Genomic DNA, 20,401 nt, shown 5'->3' with positions numbered 1-20,401 from the left:
CCTTGTCTGCAGCGAGAGCCGTTGCCGGTTCAAGCGCCTCGGGTTCAAGAATACCGTGCCGCCGGCGCTTTGCAAAGCCGACGCTGTGATTCGACCCGGGTTCGGGATGACCTGTCATGACAGGCCAATCGTCTACTATGCCACAATCGATTGGTTGTTCCAAACCGCATGCCGATCGTCATGTCCGAGTTCGACCCCCGACCCTGTCCACTGTCACGACGCCTGTTCGCGTTGATCTACGACGGCCTCATCCTGGCCGGACTGTGGATGATCGCAGCCGCCCTGGTGGTGATTCCGACCGGTGACGCGGTCGATAGCGGGCAGCTCGGCTTCCAGCTCTTCCTGGTGCTGGTGGCCTTCGCCTACTTCGGCGGATGCTGGCGCATGGGCCGCCAGACCGTCGGCATGCGGGCGTGGAAGATCCGTCTCGACGCGCCGACCTCACCGCCGGCGTTCGCTGCGCTGGCAACGCGCTTCGCGGTCGGCATGGTGTCCATCGCCGCGCTCGGCGCCGGTTTCTGGAGCGCGCTGTTTCGCGCCGATGGCGCCACCTGGCACGATCGCGCCAGCGGCACCCGGCTGGTGTTGATCACCGATCAACCGCGCCGCAGCAGCGCGTAAGCCGCACCGCCGAACAGCAGCGCCGGCAGGGCGTGCGTCACACCGAGCGGAACCGGCAGCACCGGTGCCAGTCCGAGGCTGATCCGCTGAACGACGACGAACCCGACCCCCAGCGCAACGCCGACGAACACGTTGACCGCGGTCGAGGCCTGGCGGCCCGGTCGGAACAGCAGCGGCAAGCCGATCAGCACCATTGCAAGCAGGTTGATCGGGTAGAGCACGCGCCGCCAGAACGCTTCTTCATAGGCGCCGGCGTCGAGCGCATTGGCCTCAAGGTAGCTGCGGATGCGAAGGATGTCGTCGATCGGCAGCAGTCGCGGGCGGGTCGCCAGTGCGTCGAACACGTCGGGATTCAGCGCCGATGGCAACACAGTCTGCTCGAACGGCTCGACCCGGCCCGTATCCAGGTCCAGCCGGGTACCGCGCTCCAGCCGCCACGAGCGACCGTCGTGGGTGCCGCCCTCGGCCCGGACCAGCGTGACCGGACGACCGTCGGCCGCGGCGATGTAGACGTTCAGGTCGGCGAAATCGGCGCGGGCCTCCGGCGTCCAGAGCAGCAGGCCGACGTGGATCATCCGTGAACCGTCCCGCAGCCAGAGCCCGGCGCCTTCGGTGCTGCCGACACTGCCGGTGCGGGCCTGCTCCCGGTCGATCCGCGCCACCGCATCGAGCCTGGGCACCATGAATTCGGCCATTGCCATCACCGCCAGCGCCAGCGCCAGGGCCGCGCCGGCGGCGCGCAGCGCGATGCCGGCCCGGTCCATGCCGGCCGCGCGCATCGCCACCAGCTCGCGCTGCGCCGCCAGTTGACCGAGCCCGACCAGCACGCCGATCAGCGCCGCGAACGGGAAGATGTCGTAGACCCGCGTCGGAAGAGTCCGCGCGACGAACACCAGCATTTCCGGCACGTCGTAATCGCGCTGCAGATCGCCGGCCTCGCGGACCACGTCGATGCCGGCGTACAAGCCGACCAGCAACAGCGAAACGCCGAGCACGCCGAGCACGGTTCGGGCCAGCAGGTAGCGCGTCAGCCGGCCCGGCATCACCAGCGCCTCTGCCAGGCGATCAGGGCCAGCACGGCCGGCAATGCGACCAGGCCATGGACCACCCAGGCGCCGGCCGGATCGAGGTCGTCGCGACCGAGCACCAGGTTCAATCCATTGGTGTAGACGAGGTAGACCACCAGCGCCGGCACGATCACGCCGAAGCGCCCGCCGCGTGGTGATGCCAACGCGGCCGGCAGCACCAGCAGGGTCAGCAGCAGGCCGGCCAGCGCCGGGGCGGCGCGCCAGTGCAGTTCGCGACGTTCCTCGATCGAGCCGCCGCGCAGCAGGGCCGCCGACTCGCGCGAACGAACCGGATCGGTCGCGTCGGGGTCCACCGGCACCGGCACGTCGAATTCGTTGCGCGCGAAGCGGACCACCCGCAGCGGCAGGCCGGCGCCGTCGTCGGCATGGCTGATGTGGACGCCGTCGAACAGCGTCAGCAGGCGCAACCCGCGTTCCGGGTCCACGCTCAACGCGCCGCGCGGCGCGCGCAGGATCTCGGTTCGCTCATCGTCGCTGCGCTGGATGAAGACATCACGCAGCGTTGCCGTTTCGCTGTCGATCTCGCCGACGAATACGTTCAATGCACCACCACCGAGCCGCTGGAACTGGCCCGGACGCAGCCCCGACAGCAGGATGTCCTCGGCCAGGCGGGCATCGAGCGCGGCACTTTCGCGCGCCGTCCACGGCGCAATCCAGCCGCTCACCGCAAGCACCGCCGCCGACCACAGCACGGCCAGACCGAGCAGCGGCAGGGCCAGCCGCAGCGGCGCGAGCCCGGCCGCGCGCATCACGCTCAGCTCGCCGCCCGAGGCCAGCTGGCCCAGCGTCATCAGCACGCCGAGCATCAGCGCCAGCGGCGCGACCAGATGAACGGCCTCCGGAACCCGAAGCGCCAGCAGCAGGAACACCGAACGCGACGCGGCCCGGCCATCGGCCACCTCGCCGAGCAGTTCGGCCAGGAACAGCGCCAGCGTCACGCCGAGCAGCACCAGCAGCGTGGCCAGCGCCGCGCCGGCCGTCTGCCGGACGAGATACCGGGTCAGCACCGCGCCGTTCATGGGACCGCGTCCGGCCGCTGCGCGGCGCCAGCAGGATTGGAAAACCTCGGAGACATCGGATGCGGCCTCGGCGACCGGCTGCGGAATGCAGCCTCAAGGGTACAATGCACCGATGCCCGATCGCGCGACACCGGTACAGACCGATGCCGGACCGCGGCCCCATGCCGGCCGGCCCGCCCGCGCGCCCCTGACGCCACAAGGAAGTTCTGTATGACTCAGTCCCGTATTTCGCTTTCCCCGATCGATGCCGATCCGGTTTCCGTCGACACCGACTGCCTGGTGATCGGCCTGATGCACGCCGCGGCGCTGCCCGGCTGGGCCGGTTCCCTGAACGAGGCCACCGGCGGGCTGCTCGAACGCCTGCGCGAAGCCGGCGAGCTGCCGACCTCCGCCGGCCGCAGCCTGATGCTGCACGAACCGGACGGGCTGCGCGCACGGCGCCTGCTGATCGTCGGCCTCGGCAAGCCCGGCAAGTGGACGGAGCATGTCTATGCCGCGATCACCCGTGCGGCCGGTCAGGCGGTCCGGGCCAGTCGGGCGCGCAGCGCCCACTGCCTGCTGCCGCTGCTCGAGGTGCCCGGCCGCGACGATGCCTGGAAGACCTTCCAGGCCGCGATCGGCATGGACCACGGCGATTACGTCTATACCGCGACCCGGACCCCGCGCGACGACGACGCACCGCCGACCGAATCGGTGACCCTGCCGGCCATCGACGGCATCGATGCCCTGCTGACCCGGGCCGACGCGGTCAACGCCGGCGTCCGGACCGCGCGCGACCTGGCCGACCTGCCGCCGAACATCTGCACTCCGGCCTACCTGGCCGAGCGCGCCACGCAGCTGGCCGAGGAGATCGACGGGCTCGAGGTCGAAGTGCTCGAAGAAGACGCGATGATCGAGCTGGGCATGAACGCATTGATGGCCGTCGGCAAGGGCAGCGTCAACCGGCCGCGGCTGATCCGGCTGCGCTGGACCGGCGGCAGCGGCGCGCCGTATGCGCTGGTCGGCAAGGGCGTGACCTTCGACACCGGCGGCATCTCGCTGAAGCCGCGCGAGCTGATGGAACAGATGAAGTTCGACATGGGCGGCGCGGCGGCCACGATCGGCGCGCTCGAGGCCGTGGCCCGGATGAAGCTGCCGCTGAACGTCGACGGCGTGGTCGCGGCGGTCGAGAACATGCCCGATGCCGGCGCCTATCGTCCCGGCGACGTGATCACCTCGATGGCGGGCAAGACCATCGAAGTCCACAACACCGACGCCGAGGGCCGGATGATCCTGGCCGACGCGCTGACCTGGACCGAGCGCAACAGCAAGCCGGCAGCGATGGTCGACATCGCGACTCTGACCGGCGCCTGCGTGGTCGCGCTGGGCCATCACGCCAGCGGCATCATGACCCGGGACGACGAACTGGCCGAAGAATTGCTCACCGCCGGCCTCGAGGCCTCGGACCGCGGCTGGCGCCTGCCGCTGTGGGACGAGTACCAGAAGCAGATCGAAACACCGTTCGCCGACATGAAGAACATCGGCGGCATGCCGGCCGGCTCGATCACTGCCGGCTGTTTCCTGTCGCGCTTCGTCGAGGACACCCGCTGGGCGCACATCGACATCGCCGGCTCGGCCTGGCAATGGGGCAAGCCGGAAAGCGCGACCGGCCGCCCGGTCGGACTGCTGGTTCGCTGGCTGATCGACCGCGCCGGCTGATCGGCACGGCGGCTCGATGCGCGTCGACTTCTACGAGCTGGCCGGCCGCTTCCAGGACCCGCTGGAGGTGGCCGCTGTCCTGGTCGGCAAGGCCTGGCCGACACTGACCGACATCGTGCTGGTCGCGCCCCGCGGCGCGCTGGCCGAACTCGACGACCGGCTCTGGCGCAAGCCGGCCGGTCGTTTCCTGCCGCACGGCATCGACGACCGGGCCGCGCCGATCCGGCTGGTCGAACGCGCCCCCGATGCCGCCGCGCTGCTGATCAACCTCGATCCGACCGCCCCGCTGCCGCAGGGCCGCTACGACCGGGTGCTCGAACTGGTCCCGGCCGACGAGGACGCGCGCCCGCGCCTGCGCCAGCGCTGGAAGGACTGGAAGGCCGCCGGCGCCGACCTGCACCACCATGTCCTGAGCTGATCTCGATCGACATCGGCCCGACGGCCCGACGGACGGCCGCTCGCAGTACCATTGTGGTTCTCCCGCTACCGAACCGGACAGGCCGCGCGCGCGACCCACCCTACGCCATGGACAAGACCTACGACCCCGACCGCATCGAATCCCGCTGGTATCCCGCCTGGGAGGACGCCGATTGTTTCCGGCCCGCAGGCAAGGGCACGCCCTACACCATCCTGCTGCCGCCACCGAACGTCACCGGCACGCTGCACATGGGGCATGCGTTCCAGCACACCCTGATGGACTGCCTGGTCCGCGCCCACCGGATGAAGGGCTTCGACACGCTGTGGCAGGTCGGCGTCGACCACGCCGGCATCGCGACCGAAATGGTCGTCACTCGCCAGATCGAAGCCGAAGGCGGCAAACGCGACGACTACACCCGGCAGCAGTTCATCGACCGGGTCTGGCAATGGAAGCAGGAATCGGGCTCGACGATCACCCGCCAGATGCGCCGGCTCGGCGCGTCGGCCGACTGGTCGCGCGAGCGCTTCACGATGGACGACGACCTGTCCGAAGCGGTCGTCGAGACCTTCGTTCGGCTGCACGATGAAGGCCTGATCTACCGCGGCCCGCGGCTGGTCAACTGGGACCCGGTGCTCAGGACCGCGATCTCCGACCTCGAGGTCGTCAACAGCGACGAACAGGGCCGACTGTGGTCGATCCGCTATCCGCGCAGCGACGGCAACGGCGACGTGGTGGTCGCGACCACCCGGCCCGAGACGCTGCTCGGCGACGTCTGCGTGGCGGTCCACCCCGACGACGAGCGCTACACCGACCTGGTCGGCAGGACGGTCAGGCTGCCGCTGACCGACCGCGAGATCCCGGTCGTGGCCGACGACTACGTCGACCCCGAGTTCGGCACCGGCTGCGTCAAGATCACGCCGGCCCACGACTTCAACGACTGGGAGGTCGGCGCCCGGCACGGCTTCGAGCCGATCAACATCTTCACGCCCGAGGCCCGGATCAACGACAACGCGCCGGAGGCCTATCGCGGCCTGGATCGCTTTGCCGCGCGCAAGCGCATCGTCGACGATCTCAAGACCGACGGCCTGCTGGTCGAAGAGAAACCCCACGCGATGGTCGTGCCGCGCGGCGATCGCTCCGGCCAGGTCATCGAGCCCTACCTGACCGACCAGTGGTTCGTGAAGATGGATTCGCTGGGCAAGCTCGGGCTCGAGACCGTCGAGAACGGCGACGTCGAGTTCGTGCCCGGCAACTGGATCAACACCTACCGGCACTGGATGGAGAACCTGCAGGACTGGTGCATCAGCCGCCAGCTGTGGTGGGGCCACCGGATTCCGGCCTGGCACGACGAAGCCGGCAACGTCTACGTCGGCCGCAGCGAAACGGAGGTCCGCGAAAAGCACGGCATCGCCGACGGCACGCCGCTGCAGCAGGATCCGGACGTGCTCGAGACCTGGTTCTCCTCGGCGCTGTGGGCACACTCCACGCTGGGCTGGCCGGACACCGAGCGGATGAAGTCGGAAGGCTACGACCGCTATCTGCCGAGCTCGGTCCTGGTCACCGGCTTCGACATCATCTTCTTCTGGGTCGCCCGGATGATCATGATGACCGGCCATTTCACCGGCAAGGTGCCGTTCGAGCAGGTCTACATCACCGGCCTGATCCGCGATCGCGACGGCCAGAAGATGTCGAAGTCCAGGGGCAACGTGCTCGACCCGATCGACCTGATCGACGGCATCGCGCTCGACGACCTGGTGGCCAAGCGCACCGCCGCACTGATGCAGCCGCAGATGAAGGCCGCGATCGAGAAACACACCCGCGAGGAGTTTCCGGACGGCATCCCGGCCTTCGGCGCCGATGCCCTGCGGTTCACCTTCACCGCGCTGGCCGGCCACGGCCGCGACATCAAGTTCGATCTGTCCAGGTGCGAGGGCTACCGCAACTTCATCAACAAGCTCTGGAACGCCTCGCGCTTCGTGTTCATGAACATCGGCGAGGAGACGCTGCACCAGGCGCCGGCCGACGACGTGATTTCACGCTGGATCCGCTCGTCGCTGGCGCGCACGATCGAGGCCGTCGATCGGGCGCTGGCCGACTACCGCTTCGACCTGGCCGCCCAGGCCCTGTACGAATTCACCTGGCACCAGTTCTGCGACTGGTACCTGGAGTTGGCCAAGCCGGCGCTGGCCGGGGACGCCGACCCGGCCGTCGCCGCCGGCACCCGGCGGACGCTGGCCGAAGTGCTCGACGCCCTGCTCCGGCTGCTGCACCCCTTCGTGCCGTTCGTCACCGAGGAAATCTGGCAGAAGCTCAAGCAGCCGCTGGCGATCGACACGCCGTTCCTGGTCGGCGCCGCCTGGCCCGAACCCGGCCCGACCGACGCCGCCGCCGAAGCCGACGCCGAGTGGCTCAAGCAGGTCGTGTCCGGGATTCGCTCGGCGCGGACCGAACTGGGCCTGGCGCCGGGCAAGCCGATGCCGCTGATGGTCCAGAACGCGACCGATGCCGACCTCGAACGACTGGACCGCTTCGACGGCCTGATCCGGCGGCTGGCCCGGCTCGAGTCGATCGAGCGCGTGGCCGCCGAGCGCGATACCGCCGACTGCGCGGTGCAGCTGGCCGGCGAAATGCGGCTGCTGATCCCGCTGGCCGGCCTGGTCGATCTCGGCGAGGAAATCGCCCGGCTGGAAAAACAGCTCGAGCGCGAGCGCAACGGCCGGCAGGTCGCCGAGAAGAAGCTGGCCAATCCGCGTTTCGTCGACAACGCACCGGCCGAGGTGGTCGACAAGGAACGCCAGCGGCTGGCCGAGCATTCGGCGAACGCCGCCGAGCTGGAGGCCCAGGTGGAGAAACTGCGCGCCCTGGTCTGATCGTCCGAGCACACGACCGATTCTTCGGAGAGCGTCCCGAATGGCCTTGACCGAAGCGACATGGCGCGAAGCGGCCGAGTGGTTCGACCGCCTCGCCGAGCGGCCCGCCGCCGAGCGGGCACGGATCCTGGACGGCGAGCAGCTCAGCCCGGAGGCCGGCCGCCTGCTCGATCGGTTGCTGCGCGCGCACGACGCGCCGGAACCCTCGTTCATCGACCGCACCGTGGGCCATATGCTGGCCGGCGAACTGCTTGCCGACGATGCCACGCCGCCACCGGCCGACTGGACCGGGATCCGGATCGGTCACTGGCGCGTGACCCGCGAACTTCAGCGCGGCGGCATGGCCACCGTGGTGCTCGCCGAACGCAACGACGGCCAGTACCAGCGCCGGGTCGCACTGAAGGTGCTCCATGCGGCCCTCGGCACTGCCGAGTCGGGCCGCAGAAACCGCCGGTCGCTGGAACACGAGCTGCGCCTGCTGGCCGGCCTGGCCCATCCGGGAATCGTGCACCTGCTCGACGGCGGGGTCAGCGACGAAGGCTGGCCCTACCTGGTCATGGAGTACGTCGATGGTGAGCCGATCGATGTCTGGTGCGACCGCAACGCCGCCTCGCTCGAGCTGCGCATCGAGCTGCTGCGCCAGGTCGCCGCCGCCGTCGCCCATGCCCACGCCCGGCTGATCGTCCATGCCGACCTGAAGCCAAGCAACGTCCTGGTCGATACCGACGGCCGGGCGCGGCTGGTCGACTTCGGCATCGCCCGACTGCTCGATCGCGACGAGGCCGACCGCACCCGCGCCCGCCTGCACTGTTCGCCGGGCTGGGCCGCGCCGGAACAGCTGGCCGGCGTGTCGCCGTCCGTGGCCACCGACATCCACGGTCTCGGCATGCTGATGTACCGACTGCTGACCGGCCGGCCGCCGCGCTCGGCCAGCGCCGCGACCCGAGCCCTGCTCGGCCAGCCGCTCGAGCCGTCACCGGGCCGACCCTCGGAGCACCCCGACCGGCACTGCCCGGCACGCCGTCTGCGCGGCGACCTCGACGCGATCTGCATCACCGCCACTGCCGAAGATCCCGAGCAGCGCTATCACTCGGCCGAAGCCTTCGAGCGCGACCTCGACGCCTGGCAGGCCCAGCGCCCGGTCCGCGCACGGCCGGCCGGAACCGCCGACCGCGTCGCCAAGTGGCTGCGTCGCAATCGCGGGCTGGCGCTGGCCGGCGGGCTGGCGATCGTGTCGCTGACCGCCGGCGCAACGATCGCGACCTGGCAGGCAGTTCGCGCGCAGCACGAGGCCGCCGCCGCTATCCGTGAGGCGGACCGGGCCGAAACCATCAAGGAGTTCCTGCTGACGATGCTGGTGGCCGCCGATCCCTGGCAGGCCGGCGGCAACGAACTGGACATGCGTGACGTGCTGCGCCAGGGCAGCCTGCAGGCCGAGACCGACCAGGCGCTGGACCCGGCGACCCGCGCGGAGCTGTTGATCACGCTGGGCGATGTCCAGGTCGCGCTCGGCTGGCACGACGACGCCGCCGCCGAGTTCGACCGCGCCGAGGCGCTGATCGACGCGCACCCGGACCTGTCTCCGCTGCTGCGGGCACGGCTGTGGCTGGAGCGTGCGGTGCTGGAAGGCACCCGCAAGGACTACCGCGCCCAGGCCGCCGCGCTGGACCGGATGCGCGAGCTGCTGCCACCGCCGGACCGCCCCGAAGCTCGGGCCCTCCACCTGCGGCTGTGGTCGGGCTATGCCAGCGTCCATGCCAACCTGAACCGGCCCGAGGCCATGGACGATGCGATCCGACGCGCCGAAGCGCTGCTGGCCGACATGCCCGACCCGCCCCTCGATGCACAGCGCGAACTGCAGGGCGCCCGGGTGATCCTGGGCTTCAACCAGGGCGATCTCGAAGCCGCATACGCCGCCGCGCTGGCAAGCCTCGAGATCCAGCGCCGGATGGGCAATGAAGAAGCCGCCAACATGGTCAACACCCTGTCGAACCTGGCCGCGGTCGCTGCCCAGCTCGGTCGGCTCGACGAAGCCCTGGAGCACGATCGCAGCGCGCTGGAGCTGGCGCTCGAGACCTACCCCGAAGGCCATCCCGCGATTGCCCGGACCCGCTATTCGCTGGGCGACACGCTGCGTCAGCGCGGTCGCTTCGACGAAGCACTGGCGCTGCTCGACGAGGCCGCCGCGGCCCAGCAGCGCCCGGGCCTCGAAATCGAACAGGCCCTGACCAACCTGACCCGGGCGCGCACGCTGCTGGCCCTCGGTCGCGGCGCGCGGGCGGCCGAAACGGCCGTCCTCGCCCGCGAAGTCCTCGAGCAGGCCTGGGGCGCGACCACGCCGGCGGCCATCCAGATGTTCGACGTCGAACTCGCCGGCCTTGCGCTCGCCGGGGCCGACGATGCCGCACTGGACGCGGCGACCGCGCTTGCCGCCGAACGGCTCGACCGCATGGAATCCCCGGCGCGCTGGCAGTCGCTGCCCCAGGCCCTGCGCTGGCGAATCGCCAGGATCGCCTTCGAGCGCGGCGATCGGGTCACGGCCGCGGCGTGGATGGACGAATCTGCCCGGGCCCCGGCCGAGGTCGTCGGTCACCCATCGACCACCCTGCGCTTGCTCGGCCTGCAACTCCGGCTGGCCGACCACGATGCGACCGGTTCGGCCCTGATCGAGCGCATCGAAGAAGCGCTGGCCGAGCCGGCCGCCGCCGATGATGCACGCGCTTATGCACTTTGCAGTATCGCGAGCCGTTTCACGGGCCGGGAAAGCGCCACCGCGGCGCGGCAGCGGCTGGATGCGCTGATCCGCACCGCGACGCTGTCGCAGGAAGGACAGCGCGACGCGGCCTGTCGGTCGGTCGCCGAAGACCCGGGTCGAAACGGCGGGCCGGCTTCGACCGGAACGTCGCCGCCGTGATCACCGGACGGGTCGCGAAGGGTTCCCGATAGTTCGAGGCACCGACGTTCGAGGCACCCATCGCGAGCCGCGGTCGATCGGTCGGACGCCATGCGGCCTTCGAGCGGCGGCAGCACGCGATATCCGACGGAACCTCGATCAACCGCCGGACAGTCGCCGGCAGGCACGGGCCGGCCGGCAAGGCAACGACGGCGAGCGACCGGGGCCGGTGCCGTGCTTACTCGTCCTCGAACCGGCCCAGCCGCTGGCGGCGACGATCGACGTGCAGTTCGAACACGTCGGGCCGGGAGTAATGGCCGGCCGGATCGAAGGTCTGGCGAGCGCGGCGCACGGCCGCGGCGTCGATCTCGGCGACGAACAGCCCGGCTTCGTCGAGGACCGGCTCGATCACCCATTCACCGTCGGGCCCGGCAAGACACGACCCGCCGCGCGCCCACGGAAGGTCGGCGGCCGCCGACCGCAGCGCGTCGGCCTGCGGCAACCGGTCGATCACCTCCTCGGTCAGGTCCTCGGGCCGCAGCAGGCCCGATACCGAGAGCACGTAGCTTCGCCCTTCGCGCGCCATGTGCCGGGTGATATCGAGCGTGTTGCGCGGATTGCCGGGCCAGATCGCCACGTGCAGGTCCTCGCCCTGGGCCTGCAGGCTGGCGCGGGCCAGCGGCATCCAGTTCTCCCAGCAGTTCAGGGCGCCGACGGTGAAGTCGTCCAGCGGCCAGGTGCGCAGGCCGTGTCCGTCGCCGGTGGCCCAGACCAGCCGTTCCTCGTAGGTCGGCATCAGCTTGCGGTGGGCAGCCCGCAGCGCGCCCCGGGAGTCGATCGAAACGGCCGTGGCGTAGACGCTCTCGCCGCGCTCGGCCGGTCGTTCGAGCACCCCGAGCACCACCCCGATCCGGCCGCGTCGGGCGGCCTCGAAGACCGGCTCGAGCTGGCCGGCGTCGAGGTCGACCGCCTGGTCGACGTAGTGCGCCCACAGCTCGGTCTGCACCGGCGATTCGAACCGGGCGCCGTCGGTGCGGTCGACCCAGAACGGGTAGCCGGGCACCAGGCACTCGCCGAAGGCCACCAGGCCAGCGCCCAGCCCGGCAGCCTCGTCGATCGCCTCGACGACACGGGCCAGCGTGGCCTCGCGGTCCAGCCAGACCGGCGCGATCTGCGCCGCGGCCACGCGCAGCGGGCCACTCATCGGGCAGGCGCGCCGGACCGGGCGGCGTCGAGGTGCCGGACCATGACCAGCGCGTCCTCGCGGCCGCCCTCGGCCGGGTAGTAACCGGGCCGCTTGCCGATGGTGCGGAACCCGTTCCTGCGGTAGAGCTCCACGGCGCGGGCGTTCGACGGCCGGACTTCGAGAAACAGCCGCCCGGTGCGCAGCAGCCGCGCCTCGACCAGCGCACCGTCGAGCAGCACCCGGGCGATGCCGGCGCCGCGCATGGCCGGGGCCACGCACAGGTTCAACAGGTGGGCCTCACCGGCACCGGCCGAGAGAATCATGTAGCCGGCCAGATCGCCATCGACCGCGGCCACCCGGCAGCAGTAGCCCATCCTCAGGCAGTCGGCGAACACCCCGCGCGTCCAGGGGAACGGGTAGGACGCCGCCTCGACTTCGTGGACCGCGTCCAGGTCGTCGCGCCGCATCGGGCGAAGTTCCACCCGGGGCTGCAGCACGGCCACCATCAGTCCGTCTCCAGCAGCGGCCGGAGCGCCTGCCAGAGGCGCTTGCGCGCCTCGGCCGACGCGGTCAGTTCGTCGAGCCGGGGCAGGTTCAGCACCGCCGGGTGGGCCGCACCGGGCCCGCCGAAGTCCAGCACCCATTCGATGCCCCGCTCGGCCCAGTCCTCGGCCGCGACGCCGGATTCGGGCGAGTCGGACCACTGGCCGAAGCGGCATGCCTCGGCGCCGAGCAGGCCGCGCAGGTCGTCGAGCAGCGCGCGGCAGTCGGGCCGCTCGGTGCCCTCGCCGAGCAGCAGCCAACGACCGCGGCCGGGCGCAAGCCGGATCCGCGGCACGTCGGCGGCGGCCCGATGCGACTCGTCCTCGGCCGGCAGCGCTGCGTCCGGAGCCGGCCGGTCGCGCCGCAGCCAGACCTCCACGCCCAGCGCGCGCAGGCGGCGCAGACGCTCCGCGTCGGTCCGCGCCGCGCTCATCGGCGCAGCCTCCGCTTGCGCTGCTGGTAGCGTCCGTGCAGCGTCAGCGCCACGCCGGACGCCACATACAGCACGCCGATGGTGAACAGCACCGCCGGTACGTCGATCGCCAGCAGCACGATCAGCACCAGCAGCAGGAAGATCCAGGCGATCGGCACCCGCTTCTCGCGCGTCCCGCCGCCCTTGAAGCTGGCGTAGCGCACCCGCGAGACCATCAGGGTGCCGAGCATCACGGTCAGCACGAGCATCGGCCAGGCCACCGCGTCGGCCGCCACGCCGCGGCTTTCCAGGAACCAGATCGTCGAGACCAGCGTGCCGGCCGCGGCCGGACTGGCCAGGCCCTGGAAGAACCGCTTGTCGGCGACCCCGGCCTGGCTGTTGAACCGGGCCAGCCGCAGCGCGCCGCAGGCGGTGTAGAAGAACGCCACCAGCCAGCCGAGCTTCTCGCCCAGCGGACCCGACAGCTGCAGCGTGCTCAGCGACCAGCTCCAGACCAGCAGCGACGGCGCCAGTCCGAACGAGACCAGGTCGGACAGACTGTCGTACTGGACCCCGAAGTCCGACTGGGTGCCGGTCAGCCTCGCGACCCGGCCATCGAGCCCGTCGAGCACGCCGGCGATGACCACCGCGACGCAGGCCGGCACGATCTGGCCCTGGATGCCGGCGATGATCGCGTAGAAGCCCGCCATCAGCGCAGCCGTGGTCAGTGCGTTGGGCAGCAGGTAGGCGCCGCGGGCCAGGGGGCCGGGCGCGCCGGGCGGGTCGTCGGTCGGGGGTGGAGTCACGCCTGAGTCTGGCCTCGCGTCGATGCTTCGAAGGACGCGGAGCTCGCGTCCCGGACGGGTATCCTAAACCGACCCGCCGCGGCTTGCATCCGCTGCCGCAACCTCGCTACTCTGTCGACTCATATCCTGACCAACCTTGGGCGGTACGAGATGAACATCCTGAAGATTGCCGGCCTGGCCCTGCTGCTGGCCGCAGCGACGTCTGGATGGGGGCAGACCTACTACAAGTGGACCGACGATGAGGGCACGACGCATTTCACCGCCAGTCCGCCGCCGGACCGCCCGTACGAGACGGTCGACACCTCGATCAGCGTGATCACCCCGTCGTCCGCTCCCGCGGCCGACGCCGATGCCGACGCGCGGAGCGAAGCCGAGGACGCCGGCGACGAGGCCGGCGACGAGGCGCAGATGCCTCGGCGCGCCGAGCCCGATCCCGAAGTCGTTGCGGCGCGCTGCACCCAGGCCCGGGAGAACCTGTTCTGGCTCGAGAACCGACGCCGGATCGAGGTCGAGCGCGCCGACGGCACGGTCGAAGTGGTCGAGGGCGAAGCCCGCGAGGCCCAGATCGCCGAAACCCGCGCCTTCCTCGAGGAGTGGTGCGAAGACAACGGCTGAGGCCGCACCGGGCCGCTCGAACCGCTGCGGCTAACTGGTAGACTTGCGCGCTTGTCCGTGCCGTTGAACCGTACCCATGAAGACCAGCGCGTTCCACCTCGCCACGCTGCGCGAAGTTCCCGCCGACGCCGAAGTCGTCAGTCACCAGCTGATGCTCCGGACCGGCATGATCCGCAAGCTGACTTCAGGAATCTACACCTGGACCCCGCTGGGCCTGAAGGTGCTGCGCCGGGTCGAGCAGGTGGTCCGCGAGGAAATGGATGCCTCGGGCTGCCTCGAGCTGCTGATGCCTTCGGTCCAGCCCTCGGAGCTGTGGAAGGAGACCGACCGCTGGGACACCTTCGGGCCGCTTCTGCTGAAGATGACCGACCGGGCCGGCCGCGAGTACGCCTTCGGCCCGACCCATGAAGAGGTGATCACCGAGTTCGCGCGCGCCGAGCTGCGCTCGTACAAGCAGCTGCCGATCTGCTTCTACCAGGTCCAGACCAAGTTCCGCGACGAGATCCGCCCGCGCTTCGGCGTGATGCGCGCGCGCGAGTTCCTGATGAAGGACGGCTATTCCTTCCACATGGACGAAGCCGATCTCGACGCGTTCTACCAGGTCATGTACAGGACCTACTCCCGGATCTTCGAACGGCTCGGCCTGACCTTCAAGGCAGTCACGGCCGACTCGGGCAACATCGGCGGGGCGACCAGCCACGAGTTCCACGTGCTGGCCGATTCGGGCGAGGACGTCATCGCCCATGTCGAAGGCGGCGCCTACGCGGCCAACGTCGAACGGGCCGAAGCGTTGTGCGACGACCAGCGCGCCGCGCCGAGCGAAGAGCTGCGCATCGTCGATACGCCGAACGCGCGCACCATCGACGACCTGGTCGAGCAGTTCGAGGTCCCGATCGAGAAGACCGTCAAGACCCTGGTCGTCGAAGCCGCCGAAGACCAGGACTTCGACCTCGTCGCCCTGCTGGTGCGCGGCGATCATGAACTGAACGCGGTCAAGGCCGAAAAACTGCCGCAGGTCGCCAGCCCGCTGGTCATGGCCGATGAAGCCGCGATCCGCTCGGCCATCGGCGCCGGCCCCGGCAGCCTGGGTCCGGTCGGCCTGCCGATTCCGGTGGTCGCCGATCGCACGGTCGCCGCGATGAGCGATTTCTCGGCCGGCGCCAACGAAGACGGCAAGCACCACTTCGGCATCAACTGGCAGCGCGACGTCGCACTGCCCGACGTCGCCGACCTGCGCAACGTCCGGGCCGGCGACCCGGCGCCCGACGGCTCGGGCACGCTGTCGCTGATCCGCGGCATCGAGGTCGGCCACATCTTCCAGCTCGGCACGAAGTACTCCGAGGCCATGAACGCCGTGGTCATGGACGAGAACGGCCGCGGCCAGCACCCATGGATGGGCTGCTACGGCATCGGCGTCTCGCGCATCGTCGCCGCCGCGATCGAACAGAACCACGACGACCGCGGGATCATCTGGCCCGAGCCGCTGGCGCCGTTCACCGTCGCGATCCTGCCGCTGAACCACCAGAAGTCAGCCCGGGTGAAGGAGTTCGCCGACGCGCTGTACCAGGCGCTGACCTCCGCCGGCGTCGAGGTCCTGATGGACGACCGCCCGCTGCGTCCCGGGGTGATGTTCGGCGACGTCGAGCTCCTCGGCATTCCGCATACGCTGGTCATCGGCGACAAGGGACTGGACGCCGGCATCGTCGAATACCGCCGGCGCGGCGGCGAAGGCGGCGAGGTGAAGCTGGACGAGGTCGAGGCCTTCGCGCTGAAGCTCGCCGGCAAGGGATAAGCGGCGAACGGCCTTTTACCGCAGATGACGCAGATGACGCAGATGACGCTGATCGAAAGAGCGAGCTTGACCGCGGATCCGAGTTGCGAGTCAGCCTCCGCGTCACTCGGGAAGATCGCGAACAACCCCCGGCCGACCGCCGGCGAGCGCCAAGGGCCTCATATCGGCAACTCGAGTCAGGCCATCGCCGCGTAGCGACCCCTCTTCTTCGAACGTCATCTGCGTCGATCCGCGTACTCCGCGGTTCCTGACTTTCCTTGGTCGACCGCGACCTCAGGCGTCGTCGGCCGAGCGCATCCACACGTCGCGCTGCGGGAACGGGATCTCGATGCCGGCCTTGTTCAGTTCCTTGTAGATCTTCATGTACAGCTGGTGGCTGACCAGGCCGCGAAGCGCCGGTTGCTTGACCCAGCACAGCAGTTCGAAGTCCAGCGAGGAATCGCCGAAGCCGCGCATCCGGACCCGGGGTTTCGGCTCCTGGACGACGGTATCGTGTTCGAACGCGATCTTCTCGAGCAGCTCGACGACCTCGTCGACATCCGACCCGTAGGCCACGCCGACCTTGATCCGGATCCGGAAGCGCTCCCAGCGACCACCGGACTCGTTGACGACCTTGGCGTTGGCCATGGCCGAGTTCGGCATGATGATCTCGACGTCGTCGCGGGTCAGGATGCGAGTGGAGCGCATGCCGACCTTGGTCACCTCGCCGCGCTCGCCGGTGTCGAACACGATGTAATCGCCGACCTTGTAGGGGGTGTCGGCGATGATGAAGAAGCCGGCGAACAGGTTGGCCAGCGTCTCGCGCGCGGCGAACCCGACCGCGATACCGATCACCCCGGCCGAGGCCAGCCAGGCGGTCGGGTCGATGTTCCAGACCATCAACAGCGCGTAGGCCGCCGCGCCGATGACCAGCACGTTGGCCAGCAGGTCGAACAGCGGCATGGTGCGCTCTTCGACGATCTGGTAGCGATCCCGGAGCGCGGCCAGCACCTTCAGCCCGATGTGCGCCGCCCGCATGCCGCTGCGCATCAGGTGCAGGATCAGCAGCGTGACGAGAATCCGGGTCACGATCGCTTCGATCCGCTCGGGCAGGCCGAGCACCTGGATCGCGGCGACCAGCGCCAGGTAGCCGATCAGGAATGCACCGACGTTGGCGATGACGCGCAGCATCCGTTCGGCCAGCTCCCCCGGCAGCGGACGGACCAGGCGACCGACGCTGTGCAGCAGGATCAGCCGGACGACGACCGCGACGGTGATCCCGACCAGGGCGATGACCGCGGCCAGCGCCAGCGGATAGGCGGCCAGGAACTCCCAGCCCGGGTGCAGCTGGGCCGGGACCCAGCCCGGAATGTCGATCGCGGCCAGCGCGCCCGACTCGTCGTTCATGGCTGGGCGTCCGGCCCGAGATGGGAAGCGCCGCGCTCGGCGGCCAGTGCGACCTGGCGGGCGCGTTCACGCAGGCTGGCCAGCCGGGCGGCGTCGAAGCCATCGCCGCAGGCGGCGCACCGGCCGTTCTCGATCGGCGGCAGGCCGACCGGGTCCAGGCCTTCGGCCGGCCGCCTGCAGCCGATGCAGACGATGCGGCCGGTCGGCTTCATTTCGGCATCGACGCTGACCCGGTCGTCGAACACGAAACACTCGCCGCGCCAGCGCGACTGGTCGGCCGGCACCTTCGCCAGGTAGCCCAGGATGCCGCCGTGCAGCTGGAACACCTGGTCGAACCCCTCCCGGGCCATCCACAGGCTGGCCTTCTCGCAGCGGATGCCGCCGGTGCAGAACATCGCCACCGGTCGCGCGCGGTCGAGGTGTTCGCGCGCCCAGTCCTTGAACTCGGTGAAGCTGGCCGTGCCCGGATCGATGGCACCGTCGAAGCTGCCGATCGCGTACTCGTAATGATTGCGGGTGTCGACCAGCTGGACATCGTCACGCGCCAGCAGCTCGTTGAAGGCGAGCGGATCCAGGGCCCGGCCGCGGGCCTCGAGCGTCGGCCGGGTGGCGGGATCGAAGGTGACGATCTCGGGTTTGACCCGCACCTTGAGCCGGCGAAACGGGCGCGCGTCCACCGCCTGCCGGTTGACCAGCGGCGCATCGACGCCCAGGCGCCCGGCCAGCCAGCCCAGCCAGCGATCCAGCGCCGCCGGTGAACCCGACAGGCTGAAGTTGATGCCCTCGGGGGCCAGCAGCACGGTGCCGAGCAGGTCGAATCGCTGGCAGGCCTTGCGGACCCGCTCGCGCGTCAGCTGGAGCTTGTCCAGCGGACGGAACTCATAGCCGGCGATCAACTGCAGCGCCGGTTCACGCTGTGATTCCGCGGGGTCGATGGGCGATGCGATCATGGAAGAGATTGTACTCGTACAACCGAACGTACCCGCAAACCGCCCGGGCCGGGGCCCGGACGGTCCGATGGCAGCGATGCCGCTCGCGATCAGCGGTAGGTCTTGAGGCGCCCGGCCTTGTAGTCGTCCCAGTAGACCTTCAGCTCGCGTTTGACCACCGGTGCCAGCAGGTAGACCCCGATCAGGTTCGGCAGCGCCATGGCCAGGATCATCGCGTCGGCGAAGTTCATCACCGAGGCGAGGTTGATCGACGAACCGACGACCACCGCCCCGAGCACGATGAGCTTGAAGACCACTTCCTTGCTCTGGCCTTCGCCGAACAGGTAGGTGAACGACTTCAGCCCGTAGTACGACCACGAGATCGTGGTCGAGAACGCGAACATCAGCACCGCCACCAGCAGCACGATCGGGAACCAGTCGAAGGCCTCGGCGAAGGCGCGCGAGGTCAGCGCCACGCCCTCGATGTTGCTGCCCTCGGCCAGCGAGCCGGTGATGATGATCACCAGTGCGGTGATGGTGCAGACCACGACGGTGTCGATGAACGGCTCGTACAGCGCGACCAGGCCTTCGGTGACCGGCTTGTCGGTGCGCACGGCCGAGTGAGCGATCGCCGCGGAACCGACCCCGGCCTCGTTGGAAAAGGCCGCGCGCCGAAAGCCGAGGATCAGTACGCCGATGAAGCCGCCGTAGATGCCTTCGGGGTCGAACGCGCCGTGGATGATGGCCGCGAAGGCCGCCGGCAGCTGCTCGACGTTCATGCCGATGATCAGCAGGCCGGAGGACACGTACAGGACCGCCATCAACGGCACGACCTTCTCGGTGACCCGGGCGATCGACTTGATGCCGCCGATGATCACCAGGCCGACCAGCACCGCGATGACCAACCCGAACAGCCAGCCGAAACCGTTCAGTACGCTGTTCTCGCCACCGGTGACATTGACCAGCTGACTGAACGCCTGGTTGGTCTGGAACATCGCACCGGCACCGAGTGCGCCGCCGATGCAGAACACCGCGAAGATCACGGCCAGCACCCTGCCGAAGACCTTCAGACGGGGGTACTCGGCGGCCAGGCCCTTGCTGAGGTAGTACATCGGGCCGCCGGAAACCGTGCCGTCGGCGTATTCGTTGCGGTACTTCACGCCCAGGGTGCACTCGACGAACTTGGTGCTCATGCTGAACAGCCCGGCCAGGACCATCCAGAACGTCGCGCCGGGGCCACCGATCGACACGGCCAGCGCCACGCCGGCGATGTTGCCGAGCCCGACCGTGCCGGACAGCGCGGTCGCCAGGGCCTGGAAATGGGTGACCTCACCGGCGGCGTCGGGCGGCGTGTAGTCGCCGCGCACCAGCCGGAATGCGTGCTTCATCGCACGCAGGTTGATGAAGCCGAAGTAGAACGTGAACACCAGCGCGGCGACGACCAGCCAGGCGACGATGAACGGAATGCCCTGCTCGACGCCCGGCAGCGGGATTTCCCAGAAGATCATGGCCGAGAGGCCGTCGGACAGCGGCGTGACGATGCGATCGATGAGGCTGTCGACGCCCTCCTGGGCGAATGCAGGCATCGAGGCCAGCAACGCGAACAGCGCGAGGCTGCAGCGAAATGGATTCATGATCGGGTTCCTTGCAGGACGGGACGGGACGGAGCGGAGATCGAGCCGGTGCGGCTCACGGCACCACCAGCACCGGGCACGGTGCCGACTGGACCAGCGCCGCGGCGGTGCCGCCGAAGATCCGCGTCTTCATCGGCGTATCGCCGGCCCGGCCGATCACGATCATGCTGGCATCGTGCTCTTCGGCCAGCTGCACCAGCGTGCGCGCCGGGTGTCCGTGTCGGGCCACGCCCTCGGCGCGGATTCCTTCGTCGATCAGCGACTTCACGCGCGGCTCGAGCAGCTTCGTGCGCGCCACGGACAGTTCTTCTTCCCGACGACGGTGCCGTTCGGCGTTCTCCTGCGGCGTGGAGAAGGTGAACGGGGACCAGTTGATCACGTAGCAGACCAGCAGTTCGGCACCGGCAGCACGGGCGTGCTCGCGCGCGATATCCAGCGCTCGCTCACCACAGTCGCTGCCGTCGATTCCGACGAGGAAACGGCTCATGGTT

At 69.7% G+C, this 20,401-nt stretch carries 17 protein-coding genes; 7 read left to right on the top strand and 10 right to left on the bottom strand.

All coding sequences use genetic code 11. The annotated features are described in order from the left end of the window. The first annotated feature begins 180 nt into the window (after positions 1 to 180). Positions 181 to 621 carry an RDD family protein gene (locus HFP89_RS07745; protein ID WP_168717068.1) on the top strand — a complete coding sequence of 147 codons (441 nt, stop codon included), beginning with the start codon at positions 181 to 183 and terminating at the stop codon, positions 619 to 621. On the opposite strand, the gene lptG is transcribed toward HFP89_RS07745, so the two are convergent. Both lptG and lptF read right to left on the bottom strand, forming a co-directional pair. After that, positions 597 to 1,664: an LPS export ABC transporter permease LptG gene (gene lptG, locus HFP89_RS07740; RefSeq protein WP_168717067.1), complete on the bottom strand. Its 1,068-nt coding sequence runs from the start codon at positions 1,662 to 1,664 to the stop codon at positions 597 to 599. The genes HFP89_RS07745 and lptG overlap by 25 nt on opposite strands. Beyond that, the gene (gene lptF, locus HFP89_RS07735; protein WP_168717066.1) at positions 1,664 to 2,728 is read right to left on the bottom strand and encodes an LPS export ABC transporter permease LptF; all 1,065 of its coding nucleotides are present in this window, start codon (positions 2,726 to 2,728) and stop codon (positions 1,664 to 1,666) included. The genes lptG and lptF overlap by 1 nt, the downstream gene beginning before the upstream one ends. Positions 2,729 to 2,938: 210 nt before the next feature. Between lptF and HFP89_RS07730 the strand changes: the two genes are divergently transcribed. The 4 genes from HFP89_RS07730 to HFP89_RS07715 all read left to right on the top strand — a co-directional run bounded on the left by HFP89_RS07730 (position 2,939) and on the right by HFP89_RS07715 (position 10,628). After that, positions 2,939 to 4,426 (top strand): leucyl aminopeptidase, encoded by a 1,488-nt coding sequence (locus tag HFP89_RS07730; RefSeq protein WP_168717065.1) that lies wholly within the window; start codon positions 2,939 to 2,941, stop codon positions 4,424 to 4,426. A 16-nt stretch (positions 4,427 to 4,442) separates the two neighbouring features. Further along, the gene (locus tag HFP89_RS07725) at positions 4,443 to 4,844 is read left to right on the top strand and encodes a DNA polymerase III subunit chi (RefSeq protein WP_168717064.1); all 402 of its coding nucleotides are present in this window, start codon (positions 4,443 to 4,445) and stop codon (positions 4,842 to 4,844) included. A 107-nt stretch (positions 4,845 to 4,951) separates the two neighbouring features. Next, entirely contained in the window at positions 4,952 to 7,714 is a 2,763-nt protein-coding gene (locus tag HFP89_RS07720; RefSeq protein ID WP_168717063.1) for a valine--tRNA ligase, read from the top strand. Positions 7,715 to 7,760: 46 nt separating this feature from the next. Continuing rightward, the gene (locus HFP89_RS07715; protein ID WP_168717062.1) at positions 7,761 to 10,628 is read left to right on the top strand and encodes a protein kinase; all 2,868 of its coding nucleotides are present in this window, start codon (positions 7,761 to 7,763) and stop codon (positions 10,626 to 10,628) included. Positions 10,629 to 10,845: 217 nt separating this feature from the next. Here the strand turns inward: HFP89_RS07715 and HFP89_RS07710 are convergent, their stop codons facing one another. Genes HFP89_RS07710 through pssA form a run of 4 tightly spaced genes read right to left on the bottom strand, consistent with a single transcriptional unit; the run spans position 10,846 to position 13,554 of the window. Next, positions 10,846 to 11,811 (bottom strand): carbon-nitrogen hydrolase family protein, encoded by a 966-nt coding sequence (locus HFP89_RS07710; RefSeq protein WP_168717061.1) that lies wholly within the window; start codon positions 11,809 to 11,811, stop codon positions 10,846 to 10,848. Further along, positions 11,808 to 12,299: a ribosomal protein S18-alanine N-acetyltransferase gene (gene rimI / locus HFP89_RS07705; protein WP_168717060.1), complete on the bottom strand. Its 492-nt coding sequence runs from the start codon at positions 12,297 to 12,299 to the stop codon at positions 11,808 to 11,810. Before rimI ends, HFP89_RS07710 begins: the two co-directional genes overlap by 4 nt. Beyond that, positions 12,299 to 12,769, bottom strand: a complete 471-nt coding sequence (locus HFP89_RS07700; protein WP_168717059.1) for a hypothetical protein — start codon at positions 12,767 to 12,769, stop codon at positions 12,299 to 12,301. The genes rimI and HFP89_RS07700 overlap by 1 nt, the downstream gene beginning before the upstream one ends. Then, complete coding sequence (gene pssA / locus HFP89_RS07695) at positions 12,766 to 13,554, bottom strand: CDP-diacylglycerol--serine O-phosphatidyltransferase (RefSeq protein ID WP_346775208.1); 789 nt, start codon at positions 13,552 to 13,554, stop codon at positions 12,766 to 12,768. Before pssA ends, HFP89_RS07700 begins: the two co-directional genes overlap by 4 nt. 150 nt (positions 13,555 to 13,704) lie before the next feature. Here pssA and HFP89_RS07690 point away from each other — a divergent pair, with 150 nt between their 5' ends. Both HFP89_RS07690 and HFP89_RS07685 read left to right on the top strand, forming a co-directional pair. After that, a complete protein-coding gene (locus HFP89_RS07690) occupies positions 13,705 to 14,169 on the top strand; it encodes a DUF4124 domain-containing protein (protein WP_168717058.1) in 465 nt (154 codons plus the stop codon). Positions 14,170 to 14,245: 76 nt separating this feature from the next. Then, positions 14,246 to 15,961, top strand: a complete 1,716-nt coding sequence (locus HFP89_RS07685) for a proline--tRNA ligase (protein WP_168717057.1) — start codon at positions 14,246 to 14,248, stop codon at positions 15,959 to 15,961. A 273-nt stretch (positions 15,962 to 16,234) separates the two neighbouring features. Here the strand turns inward: HFP89_RS07685 and HFP89_RS07680 are convergent, their stop codons facing one another. The 4 genes from HFP89_RS07680 to HFP89_RS07665 all read right to left on the bottom strand — a co-directional run bounded on the left by HFP89_RS07680 (position 16,235) and on the right by HFP89_RS07665 (position 20,397). Then, the gene (locus HFP89_RS07680; protein ID WP_168717056.1) at positions 16,235 to 17,347 is read right to left on the bottom strand and encodes a mechanosensitive ion channel domain-containing protein; all 1,113 of its coding nucleotides are present in this window, start codon (positions 17,345 to 17,347) and stop codon (positions 16,235 to 16,237) included. Then, on the bottom strand, positions 17,344 to 18,297 hold the full coding sequence (locus tag HFP89_RS07675) for a rhodanese-like domain-containing protein (RefSeq protein WP_168717055.1): 954 nt from the start codon (positions 18,295 to 18,297) through the stop codon (positions 17,344 to 17,346). Before HFP89_RS07675 ends, HFP89_RS07680 begins: the two co-directional genes overlap by 4 nt. A gap of 89 nt (positions 18,298 to 18,386) precedes the next feature. Then, on the bottom strand, positions 18,387 to 19,910 hold the full coding sequence (locus tag HFP89_RS07670; RefSeq protein WP_168717054.1) for an alanine/glycine:cation symporter family protein: 1,524 nt from the start codon (positions 19,908 to 19,910) through the stop codon (positions 18,387 to 18,389). A 55-nt stretch (positions 19,911 to 19,965) separates the two neighbouring features. After that, the gene (locus tag HFP89_RS07665) at positions 19,966 to 20,397 is read right to left on the bottom strand and encodes a universal stress protein (protein WP_168717053.1); all 432 of its coding nucleotides are present in this window, start codon (positions 20,395 to 20,397) and stop codon (positions 19,966 to 19,968) included. Positions 20,398 to 20,401 lie beyond the last annotated feature (4 nt).

It is taken from the genome of Wenzhouxiangella sp. XN79A (assembly GCF_012272825.1).
In the GTDB taxonomy this organism is placed as follows: domain Bacteria; phylum Pseudomonadota; class Gammaproteobacteria; order Xanthomonadales; family Wenzhouxiangellaceae.
The sequence above is the reverse complement of the archived record's forward strand: the minus strand, read 5'-3'. Positions and strand labels throughout refer to the sequence as shown.

Coding starts and splice junctions, on each gene's coding strand:
- HFP89_RS07745 (WP_168717068.1), top strand. CDS start 181: ATGTCCGAGTTCGACCCCCGACCCTGTCCACTGTCACGACGCCTGTTC.
- lptG (WP_168717067.1), bottom strand. CDS start 1,664: ATGCCGGGCCGGCTGACGCGCTACCTGCTGGCCCGAACCGTGCTCGGC.
- lptF (WP_168717066.1), bottom strand. CDS start 2,728: ATGAACGGCGCGGTGCTGACCCGGTATCTCGTCCGGCAGACGGCCGGC.
- HFP89_RS07730 (WP_168717065.1), top strand. CDS start 2,939: ATGACTCAGTCCCGTATTTCGCTTTCCCCGATCGATGCCGATCCGGTT.
- HFP89_RS07725 (WP_168717064.1), top strand. CDS start 4,443: ATGCGCGTCGACTTCTACGAGCTGGCCGGCCGCTTCCAGGACCCGCTG.
- HFP89_RS07720 (WP_168717063.1), top strand. CDS start 4,952: ATGGACAAGACCTACGACCCCGACCGCATCGAATCCCGCTGGTATCCC.
- HFP89_RS07710 (WP_168717061.1), bottom strand. CDS start 11,811: ATGAGTGGCCCGCTGCGCGTGGCCGCGGCGCAGATCGCGCCGGTCTGG.
- rimI (WP_168717060.1), bottom strand. CDS start 12,299: ATGGTGGCCGTGCTGCAGCCCCGGGTGGAACTTCGCCCGATGCGGCGC.
- HFP89_RS07700 (WP_168717059.1), bottom strand. CDS start 12,769: ATGAGCGCGGCGCGGACCGACGCGGAGCGTCTGCGCCGCCTGCGCGCG.
- HFP89_RS07690 (WP_168717058.1), top strand. CDS start 13,705: ATGAACATCCTGAAGATTGCCGGCCTGGCCCTGCTGCTGGCCGCAGCG.
- HFP89_RS07685 (WP_168717057.1), top strand. CDS start 14,246: ATGAAGACCAGCGCGTTCCACCTCGCCACGCTGCGCGAAGTTCCCGCC.
- HFP89_RS07680 (WP_168717056.1), bottom strand. CDS start 17,347: ATGAACGACGAGTCGGGCGCGCTGGCCGCGATCGACATTCCGGGCTGG.
- HFP89_RS07675 (WP_168717055.1), bottom strand. CDS start 18,297: ATGATCGCATCGCCCATCGACCCCGCGGAATCACAGCGTGAACCGGCG.
- HFP89_RS07670 (WP_168717054.1), bottom strand. CDS start 19,910: ATGAATCCATTTCGCTGCAGCCTCGCGCTGTTCGCGTTGCTGGCCTCG.
- HFP89_RS07665 (WP_168717053.1), bottom strand. CDS start 20,397: ATGAGCCGTTTCCTCGTCGGAATCGACGGCAGCGACTGTGGTGAGCGA.